A 13,721-nucleotide genomic window follows, 5' to 3' on the forward strand; every position below is an offset into this window, starting at 1 on the left:
CTCTCTAAGTGTACGCGTCGGATCGAACCGGTCCGCCGCGCTTGGGGTGGCAAATCGTTATGAGTCGAGAAGGGATGGTCATGGCAGGAGAAACAGTGCTTGTGGTAGGCGGAGCCGGCTATATCGGCTCGCATACATGTCTGGATCTGGCGAACAAGGGCTTTCAGCCCGTCGTCTATGATAATTTCTCCAACGGTCATCGCGAATTCGTTAAATGGGGTCCGGCCGAGGAAGGCGATATCCGCGATCGCGCGCGTCTCGACGAGGTTCTTGCCAAGCACAAGCCTGCCGCGATCCTGCATTTCGCCGCGTTGATCGAGGTCGGCGAGTCGGTCAAGGATCCGGTCGCCTTCTATGAAAACAATGTCATCGGCACGCTGACCCTGCTGTCGGCGGCCCAGGCGGCTGGCGTCAATGCCTTCGTCTTTTCCTCCACCTGCGCGACCTATGGCCTGCCGCAGAGCGTACCGCTGGACGAAAGCCACCGGCAGGTTCCGATCAATCCTTACGGCCGCACGAAATATATCGTCGAGCAGGCGCTTGCCGATTATGACCAGTACAAGGGTCTGCGCTCCGTGGTGCTGCGCTATTTCAACGCCGCCGGCGCCGATTTCGAGGGGCGGATCGGTGAGTGGCATACGCCGGAAACCCATGCCATCCCGCTCGCCATCGATGCGGCGCTCGGAAGGCGTCAGGGCTTCAAGGTCTTCGGCAGCGATTATGAAACGCGCGACGGCACCTGCGTGCGCGATTATATCCATGTGCTCGATCTCGCCGACGCCCATGTCCGCGCCGTGGAATATCTGCTCCGCGGTGGCGATTCCGTTGCACTCAATCTGGGCACCGGCACGGGGACAACGGTGAAGGAGCTGCTTGGAACGATCGAGACCGTGTCGAACCGGCCGTTCCCGGTCGAATATGTCGGCCGCCGCGAGGGTGATTCGACGACGCTGGTCGCCAACAACGACAAGGCCCGCGATATTCTCGGCTGGGCGCCGCAATATGATCTGAGCGAGATCATCCAATCCGCCTGGAATTGGCATGCCAAGTCTAACCAGCACTGAAGGGCGTTCTTCCTTAGTCGCTATTGGGGGCAAGCGCCCGAATGTCCTGTTGATCTCGGCCGATCAATGGCGGGGAGATTGCCTCTCCGCCGTCGGTCACGACTGCGTCCGGACGCCGAATGTCGATGCGCTGGCGCAGGAAGGTGTGTTGTTTCGGCGGCACTATGCCGGTGCGGCACCATGCTCGCCGGCGCGTGCGACGCTCTATACCGGCCTTTACCAGATGAACCACCGGGTCTGCCGCAACGGCTCGCCGCTGGATGCGCGTTTCGACAATGTCGCGCTTGCGGCGCGTCGGGCCGGCTATGATCCGACGTTGTTCGGCTATACCGACACGGCGCCTGATCCGCGCGGCCGTGATCCCCACGATCCGCATCTGACGACCTATGAGGGTGTGCTGCCCGGCTTCACGGCACGGCAGCTTCTGCCGGAGCATGAGAAGCAATGGCTATCCTGGCTGCGGTCGCGCGGCCATGCCGATGCCATCAGCCGCGATATTCATATTCCGCTCAGTGCCGAACCTGGCGAGATTTCCAGCAATGCACCGGCCTATTCCAGAGATGAGACGCAGACGGCCTTCCTGGCGGGCGAATTCATCCGCTGGCTCGGCGAGCAGGATCAGCCCTGGTTCGCGCATGTTTCCTTCCTGAGGCCGCATCCACCCTTTTCTGTGCCGGAGCCATATAACCGCATGTTCTCGCCCGCCGATGGCCCGGCTTTCGCGCGTGCCGCCGACCGCGAAGCGGAAATGGCATCGCATCCGCTGCTCGCCTTCGGTCTGCCGCTCATTGACAAGGGCGGATTCTTGCATGGCGGCAAAGGCTCCATCGGCGAGTGGACGTCGCAGGATTTTTCGGCGATCCGCGCCATCTATTACGGCATGATTGCCGAGGTCGACGCGCAGCTCGGCCGGATCTGGCAGGCATTGCAGGATGCCGACGCCTGGGACGATACCGTCATCATCTTCACCTCGGACCATGCCGAGATGATGGGCGATCACTGGATGCTCGGCAAAGGTGGCTTCTTCGACGGCAGCTATCATGTTCCGCTCGTCATTCGCGATCCCGGCCAGCCTGCCACGCATGGCCGGCAGATGGAGCATTTCACCAGTGCCGCGGATATTTTCCCGAGCTTGTGCGACCGGCTCGGCATAGCGCCGGCAAACCATGTCGATGGTGAGAGCCTTTTGCCGTTCCTCTCCGGTTGCGAACCGGGGAGCTGGCGCGATGCGACTTTCTGGGAGTTCGATTTCCGCGATATCGCCGCAGGCATTCCCGAGCGGCATTTCGGTTTGCGGCCCAATGCGTGCAATCTGGCCGTCGTCCGCGACGAGCGCTTCAAATACGTCCATTGTGCCGGGCTTCCGCCGCTGCTCTTCGATCTCGCGAAGGATCCGGGGGAACTGTCGAATGTCGCCGAAGACGGCGCCTATCTGGCAATCAGGCTTGCCTATGCCGAAAAGCTCCTCTCCCTTCGTGCCCGGCATCTGGATCAGACGCTTGCCTATACGGAACTGACGGAAAAAGGGCCGGTGTCGCTCCGGCCCTAAATAATTTTAGCCGAGCGCACCGAGATAGTTCATCTTGCCGACCGCCAGTCCACGGCTGCGCAGGATGTCGTGCGCCGTCGTGACGTGGAAGAAGAAGTTCGGCAGCGCGAATTTCGCCAGATAATCCTCGCCCTTGAAGACGATCTTGTTGCCTCCGGGCGTGATCGTCACCTCCCGCGTGTCGCTGCCTTCCATGGTGGCCGGCGTGATCGTCGCCAGGAAATCCTGTGTCTTTTTCAGACGTTCGCGCAGGTCGGCGACGGTCGTCTCGTTGTCTTCGAAGCGCGGCGCATCGATGCCGGCAAGACGGGAAATGGCAAGCTTCGCCGTATCGGAAGCGCGCTGGTACTGGCCGGAGAGCGGCAGCATGTCGTCGATGAGGCGGGCGGAAACGAGCTCGGCGGGCGCAATACCTTTTTCCGCGGCGTGAGACTCGATCTTGTCCAGGTAGACGGAGAGGTTTTGGAGGCCGCGTTGAAAGATAGGGACCGAGAAACTGTACATCGAGGGCATGCGTGTTCTCCGTTGCTTGCCGCAGTGCGGCCGGTTGGTCATCGGCATTCTATTCCGTTCCCGTGCCGATGGAATAACCGTTCCATCACGCCGGGCGCCCGTATGTAGGTTCGGCCTTCGGGTCTTACAGCTGGCGCCGGCGATAAAATCCGCCTTCGCGGGTCCCCGCCGCGTGGGCAGAATTTGGTGTTGACCTTTGCTTTGAAAAATGGAATGAATATTCCGCATAAAGAATTTTACGGTTTGTTTGTTCCGTTTTTCAATGTGGCCGTCATGGGAGTGACGGCCGAATTGATGACAGGCCCTGCGGTCGAGACTGAGGGCCCCGGTATTTAGGAGGGGTGTGGCCGGGCACCGTATCTGGGAGGAAAACATGAAGAAATTTATCCTTGGCTCCGCGATGGCGCTTATGCTGTCGACCGCTGCCCATGCCGAAACCATCGGCGTTTCCATGGCACTGTTCGACGACAACTTCCTGACCGTCCTGCGCAACGGCATGCAGGATTACGCAAAGGGCATGAAGGGCGTGACGCTGCAGGTCGAAGACGCTCAGAACGATATCGCCAAGCAGCAGAGCCAGATCCAGAACTTCATCGCCAGTAAGGTCGATGCCATCATCGTGAACCCGGTCGATACCGATGCGACGGCTGCCATTTCCAAGCTGGCCGCCGATGCCAATATCCCGCTGGTCTACGTCAACCGCGAGCCGGCAAACGTCGACAGCCTTCCGGACAAGCAGGCTTTCGTCGCCTCCAACGAGAAGGAATCCGGCACGCTGGAAGCCAAGGAAGTGTGCCGGCTGCTGGGTGGCAAGGGCAAGGCCGTCATCATGATGGGCGAGCTCTCCAACCAGGCTGCCCGCATGCGCACCAAGGATGTCCATGACGTGGTTGCGACCGACGAATGCAAGGGCATCCAGATCGTTCAGGAGCAGACTGCCAACTGGCAGCGCACCCAGGGCGCCGACCTGATGACCAACTGGCTCTCCAGCGGCATCGAGTTCGATGCCGTGATTTCCAACAATGACGAAATGGCGATCGGCGCCATCCAGGCGCTGAAGGCTGCCGGCAAGCCGCTGGACAAGGCCATCGTCGCGGGCGTCGATGCGACACAGGATGCACTGGCGGCCATGCAGGCCGGCGACCTGAAGGTCACCGTATTCCAGGATGCCGCCGGTCAGGGCAAGGGTGCGGTCGACGTCGCACTGAAGCTCGCCAAGGGCGAAAAGGTCGAGAAGAAGGTCTACATTCCCTTCCAACTCGTCACGCCGACCAACGTCAAGGACTTCGTCAAGAAGAACTGATGACGAGAGTGATCGACGGATGCGGGCTCTAAAGCCCGCATCCTTTGAAATCCGATCTGCCCGGGAGGGAAAAATGGTTGTGAGCCCATCCACCATGGCGGCGGTGCGCGCCAGCGGTGCTGTCCCCAATGCTGCCTATCTGCTAAACGCGGAAGGCATCCGCAAGGAATTTCCCGGCGTGCTGGCCCTCGACGACGTTTCCTTCCGCCTGAAGCGCGGAACGGTGCATGCGTTGATGGGCGAAAACGGCGCGGGCAAGTCGACGCTGATGAAGATCCTTGCCGGCATCTATATCCCCGACCAGGGCGAAGTGCTCCTGAAGGGTGTCGAAATCCGGCTGAAATCGCCTCTCGATGCGCTGGAAAACGGTATTGCCATGATTCATCAGGAACTGAACCTGATGCCCTTCATGACGGTTGCGGAAAATATCTGGATCCGCCGCGAGCCGAAGAACCGCTTCGGTTTGGTCGACCATGCCGAAATGAGCCGCAAGACCGAGGAACTCTTTCAGCGCTTGAACATTTCCATCGATCCTGAAATCCAGGTGCGCGAGCTTTCCGTCGCGAGCCGCCAGATGGTCGAAATCGCCAAGGCGGTGTCCTATAATTCCGATGTGCTGATCATGGACGAGCCGACCTCGGCCTTGACCGAGCGCGAAGTGGCGCATCTCTTCCAGATCATCCGCGATCTGCGCACCCAGGGCATCGGCATCGTCTACATCACCCACAAGATGAACGAGTTGTTCGAGATCGCCGACGAGTTTTCGGTGTTCCGCGACGGCAAATATATCGGCACGCACGCCTCCACCGATGTGACGCGCGACGACATCATCCGCATGATGGTCGGCCGCGAGATCACGCAGATGTTCCCGAAGGAGGAGGTGCCGATCGGCGAGACCGTGCTCTCCGTCAGGGATCTCAGCCTCGACGGTGTCTTCTCCAATGTGTCCTTCGATGTCAGGGCTGGCGAAATCCTCGGCGTTGCCGGGCTTGTGGGATCGGGCCGGTCCAATGTCGCCGAGACGATCTTCGGCGTCACACCCGCTTCATCGGGCACGATCGAGCTCTTCGGCAAGAAGGCCGAGATTTCCTCGCCGGCGGCGGCGATCCGCCACGGCATGGCCTTCCTGACCGAAGACCGCAAGGATACGGGCTGTCTTCTCATCCTCAGCGTGCTTGAAAATATGCAGGTGGCCGTACTGCACGACAAGTTCGTGCGGGGTGGCTTCGTGCAGGAGGGCGCGATCGAAGCGGCCTGCGAGGAGATGGCTAGGAAGTTGCGCGTCAAGACGCCGAATCTCGACGAACGGATCGAAAATCTCTCGGGTGGCAATCAGCAGAAGGCGCTGATCGGCCGATGGATGCTCACCAATCCGCGCATTCTCATCCTGGACGAGCCGACGCGCGGCATCGATGTCGGCGCCAAGGCGGAAATCCATCGCCTCGTCACCGAAATGGCGCGCAACGGCGTCGCCGTCATCATGATCTCGTCGGAAATGCCCGAGGTGCTCGGGATGAGCGACCGCATCATGGTGATGCATGAGGGACGGGTCACCGGATTCCTGGATCGCGCGGACGCAACTCAAGTGAAGGTGATGGAACTGGCCGCGCAGTGACGCCGCCAATCGTCGCAAGGGAGGATTGAACCATGGTTAGCAAAGTTGCAGAGGCGACCGCCCCGGCAGTCACACGGCCAAGACGCCGGCGCGTGCCGCCCGAACTCGGCATTTTCCTGGTGCTGATCGGTATCGCTCTTCTGTGTGAAGTTCTCGGCTGGATCTTCGTCGGCCAGAGCTTCCTGATGAACCTGCAGCGCCTGAAGATCATGATCCTGCAGGTCTCCGTCATCGGCATCATCTCGGTCGGCGTGACGCAGGTCATCATAACAGGCGGCATCGATCTGTCATCGGGTTCGGTGGTCGGCCTGACGGCCATGGTCGCCGCGAGCTTCGCCCAGTCGTCGACATGGGCGAGGGCCGTCTATCCGGCATTGACCGACATGCCCTTCTTCGTCCCGATCGGCGTCGGCCTGCTGCTCGGGCTTTTGGCCGGCTATATCAACGGCCAGCTGATCACCCGGACAAAGATCCCTCCCTTCATCGCCACCCTCGGCATGATGGTTTCGGCCCGCGGCCTGTCGAAGCTCTATACCAAGGGCCAGCCGATCTCGGGCCTGACCGACCAGTTCAATTTCATCGGTTCCGGCATCTGGCCCGTCGTCGTGTTCCTGATCATCGCCATCGTCTTCCATATCGTGCTGCGCTACACGCGCTACGGCAAGTTCACCTATGCGATCGGCGCCAATCTGCAGGCGGCGCGCGTTTCGGGCATCAATGTCGAGGGGCATCTGGTCAAGGTCTATGCGATTGCCGGGCTTCTCGCCGGTCTCGCCGGCATCATCACCGCCGCCCGCGTGCAAACGGCGCAGGCCGGTATGGGCGTGAACTACGAGCTGGATGCGATCGCTGCCGCAGTCATCGGCGGCACGTCGCTGACCGGCGGTGTCGGCCGCATCGCCGGTACCGTGATCGGCACCGTCATTCTCGGTGTCATGATCTCCGGCTTCACCTTCCTCAACGTCGATGCCTATTACCAGGAAATCGCCAAGGGCTTCATCATCGTCGCTGCTGTCGCCATCGACGTCTACCGCCAGAAGAAGCGGGCCAAGCGCTGAAACGCCTGAACATCGTCAGCGATCCTTTAGGCGGGGTTTTTACCCCGCCTTTTCCGTTTGAATATGCCATTCCATGCAAATGCAAATTTTTTTCATTTGGGTATGGCGAATCCTGTCAGCTTTTCTATTCTGGCCGCTTTCCATTCGCTCCCCCCGAGCGCTTCATCCGGGATAGAAAATGCAAGCCGTATTCGATGGTCATAACGACGTTCTCCTGAGACTCTGGCATCATACGCGCGACGGCGCCGATCCGATCGCCGAATTCAGGGACGGAACGTCGGGCGGCCATATCGACGCGCCGCGAGCGCGCGCGGGCGGCCTGGCCGGCGGCCTTTGCGCCATCTACATTCCGTCGGGCGATCTCGTCTTTGCCGAGCCGGATGGCAACGGCCACTATGCCACGCCGCTGGCTGTGCCGCTGGAGCGCGCGCCTTCGCTCGACATCGCGCTGGACATGGCGGCGATCGCTCTGCGGCTCGATCGCGCCGGCGCCTGGAAGCTCTGCCGCTCCACCGCCGAGATCCGCGATTGCATGGAGAAGGGCGTTTTTGCCGCCGTGATGCATATGGAAGGCTGCGAAGCCATCGATGCCGATCTTGCGGCACTCGAAACCTTTTACGCCGCCGGCTTGCGCTCGCTCGGTCCCGTCTGGAGCCGCAACAATGTCTTTGCCCACGGCGTGCCTTTCGCCTATCCGAGTTCGCCCGATACCGGACCTGGCCTGACGGATGCCGGTTTTGCGCTGGTGCGCGCATGCAACCGGCTCGGTATCCTCGTCGATCTCGCCCACATCACCGAAAAGGGCTTCTGGGATGTGGCGAAGACCTCGGACCAGCCGTTGGTCGCCAGTCACTCCAACGCGCACGCGCTGACGCCCGTTGCGCGCAACCTCACCGACAAGCAGCTGGACGCCATCAAGGAGAGCCGCGGTATCGTCGGTCTCAATTATGCGACGGCGATGCTGCGTGAGGATGCGCGCTCGGATGCCGATACGCCGCTCGAGGCGATGGTGCGGCATGTGGATCATCTGGTCAGCCGCGTCGGCATCGACTGCGTCGGTCTTGGATCGGACTTCGACGGAGCGACGATTCCAGCCGAGATCGGCGATGCGGCCGGCAACCAAAACCTGATTGCCGCTCTTCGGAACGTTGGTTATGGTGAGGCCGATCTCGTAAAGCTGTGCAGGGAGAACTGGCTTCGCGTCCTGGCATCCGCCTGGAAGGAAGGCAGCCGTTAGAGTGCGTCCGGAATATTGTGTAGAGTTTAAAAAAGGGGAATGAAAACAATGATGATTACCAAGATGAACAGCGGGTTCCGCGCGCTTTCCGCAGGCGTGGCTCTCTCGCTTCTGCTGATGGCGGCGCCGAACGCATATGCTGCGACGCCCAAGGATACGCTGGTCGAGGGCTTTGCTTTCGACGATATTCTGAGCATGGATCCGGCCGAGGCCTATGAGCTGTCGGCTGCCGAAATCACCGGCAACACCTACAGCCTGCTCGTTCGCCTCGATATCAACGATACCTCGAAGATCAAGGGCGACCTGGCTGAGAGCTGGTCGGTTTCCGACGATCATCTCACCTATACGTTCAAGCTGAAGCCCGGCCTGAAATTCGCCTCCGGCAACCCGATCACCGCTGACGATGTCGCCTGGTCCTTCGAGCGCGTCGTCAAGCTCGACAAGAGCCCGGCCTTCATCCTCACCCAGTTCGGCCTCACCGGCGACAATGTGACGGAAAAGGCCAAGGCGACCGATCCGAACACCTTCACCTTCACCGTCGACAAGCCCTATGCGCCGAGCTTCGTGCTGAACTGCCTGACGGCGACGGTTGCCGAAGTGGTCGACAAGAAGCTGGTCCTGCAGCACGTCAAGCCGGCAACGCCGTCGGCCGACTACAAGTACGACAACGACTTCGGCAATAGCTGGCTGAAGACTGGCTTTGCCGGCTCCGGCCCGTTCAAGCTGCGCGAATGGCGCGCCAATGAGGCCGTCGTGCTGGAGCGCAACGACAATTATTACGGCGAGAAGCCGAAGCTTGCCCGCGTCATCTACCGCTTCATGAAGGAAAGCTCGGCGCAGCGTCTGGCGCTGGAGAACGGTGATATCGACGTCGCCCGCAACCTGTCGCCGACCGATCTCGCCGCGGTCGAGAAGAACCCGCAGCTTGCCTCCACCAATGCGCCGAAGGGCACGATCTATTACATCAGCCTCAATCAGAAGAATCCGAACCTTGCCAAGCCGGAAGTGCAGCAGGCGTTCAAGTACCTGGTCGACTATGATGCTATCGGCAAGACGCTGATCAAGGGCGTCGGCGAAGTCCATCAGACCTTCGAGCCGAAGGGCCTGCTCGGCGCGCTGGATGAAAATCCGTTCAAGCTCGATGTCGCCAAGGCGAAGGAGCTCCTGGCCAAGGCCGGCCTGCCGGATGGCTTCTCCGTGACCATGGATGCGCGCAGTATCGAGCCGGATACCGGTATCGCCACCGCGGTCCAGCAGACGCTCGGCCAGGCCGGCATCAAGGTCGAAATCATTCCCGGCGACGGCAAGCAGAAGCTGACCAAGTACCGCGCCCGCAATCACGACATCTACTACGGCCAGTGGGGCAACGACTATTGGGACCCCCATTCCAACGCCGATACGTTCACGAACAATCCCGACAATTCCGACGCGGGCACCAACAAGACGCTTGCCTGGCGCAATGCTTGGACGACACCGGAGCTCGACAAGGAAACGAAGGCGGCGCTGTTCGAGGTCGATACCGACAAGCGTGCTGCCATGTACCGGGAGATCCAGAAGAAATATCTGGAGGCCAGCCCCTTCGTCTTCCTCTACCAGCAGACGGAAGTCGCCGGTTATCGCAAGGATGTGAAGGACTTCAAGCTCGGTCCGAGCTTCGACACCAACTTCGTCTGGCCGATCTCGAAGTGATGATCCGGCGGGACTAGTTCTTTGAGCATTGTCGAACGAAAAATGCAGGTGCGGCCCAGGAAGGGCCGTGCCGCTCCCTTCTTCATGGGTCTGCTGCGATTCCTCGTCGTGGCCGTCACGACCTATCTCGGCCTTCTGGCCGTCACCTTCTTCATCGGGCGCGTCATCCCGATCGATCCAGCGCTGGCGATCGCCGGCGACCATGCGCCGACGCAGGTGCTGGAGCGTCTGCGGCGCGAGATGCATCTCGACCAGCCGCTCTATCTGCAATTCTATTATTACCTACTGAGCGCGCTGAGCGGCGATTTCGGCACTTCGGTACTGACGACCAATCCGGTCATGGACGACATCAAGCGGGTCTTCCCCGCGACGATGGAGCTTGCCACCGTCGGCACGATCATCGGCTCGGTTTTCGGCGTTCCCTTCGGCGTGCTTGCCGCCGTGCGCCGCAACAGTCTTATCGACCAGGTCGTGCGCGTCATCGGTCTCGTCGGCTACTCGCTGCCGGTCTTCTGGCTGGCGATGGTGGCGCTCGTCATCTTCTATGCGAAGCTCGGCTGGGTCGCCTATCCCGGCCGCATCGATATCGCCTATGAGTATAGCTTCACGCCGGTCACCGGCTTCTTCCTACTGGACAGCGCCATGCAGGGGCAATGGGATGTGTTCTGGGATGTGTTCCGGCACATCATCCTGCCGGCTTCGCTGCTCGGTTATTTCGCGCTCGCCTACATCAGCCGCATGACGCGCAGCTTCATGCTGAACGAATTGGGGCAGGAATATATCGTCGCTGCCCGCGCCAAGGGACTTTCGGAGACGCGGGTGATCTGGGGGCATGCCCTGCGCAGCGCCATGGTGCCGCTGATCACGGTGATCGCGCTTTCCTACGCATCGCTGCTGGAGGGATCGGTGCTGACGGAGATCGTGTTCTCCTGGCCGGGCATCGGCTTTTACATCACCAGTTCGCTGCGCAATGCCGACATGAACGCCGTGCTCGGCGGCACCATTGTCATCGGCACGGTTTTCATCGGCATCAACCTGCTATCCGATCTGCTTTATCGGACCCTCGATCCAAGGACGCGACGTAAATGACGGCTGGGACCACGCAAATCAGCTGGCGTGACTGGCTGCTGTCGGACCGGCCGCAGTCGCGCCGGCAGGCAAGGCTCGGGCGTGCCTACGTCACCTGGCGGCAGTTCTCCGCCAATCGCCTGGCCGTCATCGGATTGCTGATCATTCTCGCGCTGGTGCTGATCGCCGCCCTTGCCGATGTCATCGCCCCGCATTCGCCCGTTATCGGCGATCTCACCAACGCCTATCTGAAGCCGCCCGGCACGCCGGGCTATCTTCTCGGCACCGACGACCTCGGGCGCGATATCCTGTCCCGTCTGATCTACGGGTCGCGCTGGACGCTCTACATCGTCGTGCTTGTCGCGATCATCTCGGCGCCGATCGGGCTGATCATCGGCATGGTGTCCGGCTATATGGGCGGCTGGGTCGATGTGATCCTGATGCGCATCACGGACATCTTTCTCGCCTTTCCGAAGCTGGTGCTGGCGCTTGCCTTTGCCGGCGCGCTCGGGGCCGGCATCGAGAATGCCATCATCGCCATCGCCATCACCTCCTGGCCGCCCTATGCGCGCCTGGCACGCGCCGAGACGATGACGGTGCGGCATTCGGACTATATCGCCGCCGTGCAGCTCATGGGTGCCTCGCCCCTGCGCATCATCTTCCGTCATGTCATGCCGCTCTGCGTCTCCTCGGTGATCGTCCGCGTCACGCTCGACATGGCCGGCGTGATCCTGACCGCCGCCGGTCTCGGCTTCCTGGGCCTTGGCGCGCAGCCGCCGTTGCCGGAGTGGGGTGTGATGATCGCAAGCGGCTTCAAATACTATCTCGATCAATGGTGGGTGGCGGCCATGCCTGGCATTGCGATCCTCATCGTCAGCCTCGGCTTCAACCTGCTCGGTGACGGCCTGCGTGACGCGCTCGATCCGAAGGAGAGCGGGCAATGACGACACTTCTGACCGTGGAGAACCTCAGGGTCCGCTATCCGACGCGTACGGGCGTCATCGAAGCCGTGCGCGGCGTGTCCTTCACGCTCGGCCGCGAGCGGCTCGGCATTGTCGGCGAGAGCGGTTCCGGCAAGTCGCAGACCGGTCGCGCGATCATGGGGCTGACGCCGCCGCATGCGCTCATCAGCGCCGACAGGCTGAACTTCAGTGGCATCGACCTGCTGTCGGCTTCGGCTAAAGAGCGTCGGTCGCTGCGCGGCAAGCGCATCGCCATGGTGCTGCAGGATCCGAAATACTCGCTTGATCCCGTCATGACCATCGGCCGGCAGATCACCGAGACGCTGCGCACGCATGAGAAGGTGAGCAAGGCCGAGGCGCGAGACCGTGCCATGGCCATGTTGGAAGCGGTACAGATCCGCGATCCCGGCCGTGTCTACGACCTGCATCCGCACGAAGTATCGGGCGGCATGGGCCAGCGAGTCATGATCGCCATGATGCTGATCGCCGGGCCGGAACTTTTGATTGCCGACGAGCCGACCTCCGCGCTCGACGTTACTGTCCAGCTCGACGTGCTCAAGATCATGGACAAGCTTGTTTCGGAGCGCGGCATGGGACTGATTTTCGTCTCGCACGACCTGCGGCTGGTATCTTCCTTCTGCGACCGGGTGATCGTCATGTATGCAGGCAAGGTCGTGGAAGAACTCAAGGCTTCCGAGTTGAACAATGCCCAGCATCCCTATACGCGCGGCCTGCTGAACTGCATGCCCGTCATCGGCGAAAACAGGCATCCGCTGCCGGTACTCGACCGCAAGCCGGAGTGGGCGGCATGACGACAGCACTCGCAGTTGATGGCCTCAGCGTCGTCTATGACGGCTATTATGCGCTCGATGCCGTCGGCATCGAAGTGAACAAGGGCGAATCCTTCGGTCTGGTCGGCGAGTCCGGTTCCGGCAAGTCGACGCTGCTGCGCGCCGTTGCGGGCCTTGCACCCGTCACGGATGGCACGATCCGCGTCGGCAATGAGCAGCTGAAGGGTGCCAAGCGCAGCAAGACCTTCTATCGCCAGGTGCAGATGGTGTTTCAGGACCCTTACGGTTCCCTGCATCCGCGCCAGACGATCGACCGGCTGCTCCTGGAGCCGCTGGCGATCCACGGGATCGGCGACAGTGAAACGCGCATCGCGAGAGCGCTCGACGAAGTCGGCCTCGGCTCCGGTTTCCGCTTCCGCTATCCGCACCAGCTTTCCGGCGGCCAGCGTCAGCGCGTTGCCATTGCCCGCGCGCTGATCGTCGAGCCGTCCATTCTGCTGCTCGACGAGCCGACCTCGGCGCTCGACGCCTCCGTGCAGGCCGAGGTGCTCAATCTGCTCGAGCAGGTGCGCAGGGATCGCCACCTGACATTCGTCATGGTCAGCCACGATCTCGGCGTCGTCACCCATATGTGCGAGCGTCTAGCCGTCATGCGCAATGGCGCTGTCGTCGAAAGATTAACGGCGAAGGAATTGGCGGCGGGCGACGTCCGGCAAGACTACACGCGCAATCTGATGGTCGCCAGCAAGGGGTTCGTCCGCGCCTGAGCGGGCGACACTTGCGCCTTCGTCCCATTAACGAATGGGCCGGTTAAACACGACCAATCGTATAGACTATTGACACCTGCCGCAATTCTGTCATGATCTCGTTAA

Annotated in this window: 13 protein-coding genes; 12 read left to right on the forward strand and 1 reads right to left on the reverse strand. The window is 61.3% G+C overall.

Going from position 1 to position 13,721, the window contains the following annotated elements; translation table 11 throughout:
* The first annotated feature begins 80 nt into the window (after positions 1-80).
* Both galE and ACPYOP_RS16150 read left to right on the forward strand, forming a co-directional pair.
* Complete coding sequence (gene galE / locus ACPYOP_RS16145; RefSeq protein WP_481411374.1) at positions 81-1,064, forward strand: UDP-glucose 4-epimerase GalE; 984 nt, start codon at positions 81-83, stop codon at positions 1,062-1,064.
* Entirely contained in the window at positions 1,042-2,613 is a 1,572-nt protein-coding gene (locus ACPYOP_RS16150) for an alkaline phosphatase family protein (protein ID WP_481411375.1), read from the forward strand. The genes galE and ACPYOP_RS16150 overlap by 23 nt, the downstream gene beginning before the upstream one ends.
* Positions 2,614-2,619: 6 nt before the next feature.
* Here ACPYOP_RS16150 and ACPYOP_RS16155 read toward each other — a convergent pair whose 3' ends face one another.
* Positions 2,620-3,126 carry a DUF1993 domain-containing protein gene (locus ACPYOP_RS16155; protein ID WP_481411376.1) on the reverse strand — a complete coding sequence of 169 codons (507 nt, stop codon included), beginning with the start codon at positions 3,124-3,126 and terminating at the stop codon, positions 2,620-2,622.
* 186 nt (positions 3,127-3,312) lie between these two features.
* Here ACPYOP_RS16155 and ACPYOP_RS16160 point away from each other — a divergent pair, with 186 nt between their 5' ends.
* From ACPYOP_RS16160 to ACPYOP_RS16205, 10 genes are all read left to right on the forward strand, one after another.
* Positions 3,313-3,462, forward strand: coding sequence for a hypothetical protein (locus ACPYOP_RS16160; RefSeq protein WP_481411377.1), 150 nt, complete (start codon positions 3,313-3,315; stop codon positions 3,460-3,462).
* Between the two features lie 37 nt (positions 3,463-3,499).
* On the forward strand, positions 3,500-4,429 hold the full coding sequence (locus tag ACPYOP_RS16165) for a sugar ABC transporter substrate-binding protein (protein ID WP_481411378.1): 930 nt from the start codon (positions 3,500-3,502) through the stop codon (positions 4,427-4,429).
* A 73-nt stretch (positions 4,430-4,502) separates the two neighbouring features.
* The gene (locus ACPYOP_RS16170) at positions 4,503-6,044 is read left to right on the forward strand and encodes a sugar ABC transporter ATP-binding protein (protein WP_481411379.1); all 1,542 of its coding nucleotides are present in this window, start codon (positions 4,503-4,505) and stop codon (positions 6,042-6,044) included.
* A gap of 32 nt (positions 6,045-6,076) precedes the next feature.
* The gene (locus ACPYOP_RS16175) at positions 6,077-7,102 is read left to right on the forward strand and encodes an ABC transporter permease (protein ID WP_481411380.1); all 1,026 of its coding nucleotides are present in this window, start codon (positions 6,077-6,079) and stop codon (positions 7,100-7,102) included.
* A 178-nt stretch (positions 7,103-7,280) separates the two neighbouring features.
* Positions 7,281-8,339 (forward strand): dipeptidase, encoded by a 1,059-nt coding sequence (locus ACPYOP_RS16180; RefSeq protein ID WP_481411381.1) that lies wholly within the window; start codon positions 7,281-7,283, stop codon positions 8,337-8,339.
* A 48-nt stretch (positions 8,340-8,387) separates the two neighbouring features.
* Positions 8,388-10,028, forward strand: a complete 1,641-nt coding sequence (locus ACPYOP_RS16185; protein WP_481411382.1) for an ABC transporter substrate-binding protein — start codon at positions 8,388-8,390, stop codon at positions 10,026-10,028.
* Between the two features lie 42 nt (positions 10,029-10,070).
* On the forward strand, positions 10,071-11,117 hold the full coding sequence (locus ACPYOP_RS16190; RefSeq protein WP_481411425.1) for an ABC transporter permease: 1,047 nt from the start codon (positions 10,071-10,073) through the stop codon (positions 11,115-11,117).
* On the forward strand, positions 11,114-12,040 hold the full coding sequence (locus ACPYOP_RS16195; RefSeq protein WP_481411383.1) for an ABC transporter permease: 927 nt from the start codon (positions 11,114-11,116) through the stop codon (positions 12,038-12,040). Before ACPYOP_RS16190 ends, ACPYOP_RS16195 begins: the two co-directional genes overlap by 4 nt.
* Complete coding sequence (locus ACPYOP_RS16200) at positions 12,037-12,870, forward strand: ABC transporter ATP-binding protein (RefSeq protein WP_481411384.1); 834 nt, start codon at positions 12,037-12,039, stop codon at positions 12,868-12,870. Before ACPYOP_RS16195 ends, ACPYOP_RS16200 begins: the two co-directional genes overlap by 4 nt.
* Positions 12,867-13,616 carry an ABC transporter ATP-binding protein gene (locus ACPYOP_RS16205; protein WP_481411385.1) on the forward strand — a complete coding sequence of 250 codons (750 nt, stop codon included), beginning with the start codon at positions 12,867-12,869 and terminating at the stop codon, positions 13,614-13,616. Before ACPYOP_RS16200 ends, ACPYOP_RS16205 begins: the two co-directional genes overlap by 4 nt.
* The last annotated feature ends 105 nt before the right edge of the window (positions 13,617-13,721 follow it).

The organism is Rhizobium sp. KNZ2-6A, assembly GCF_056755475.1.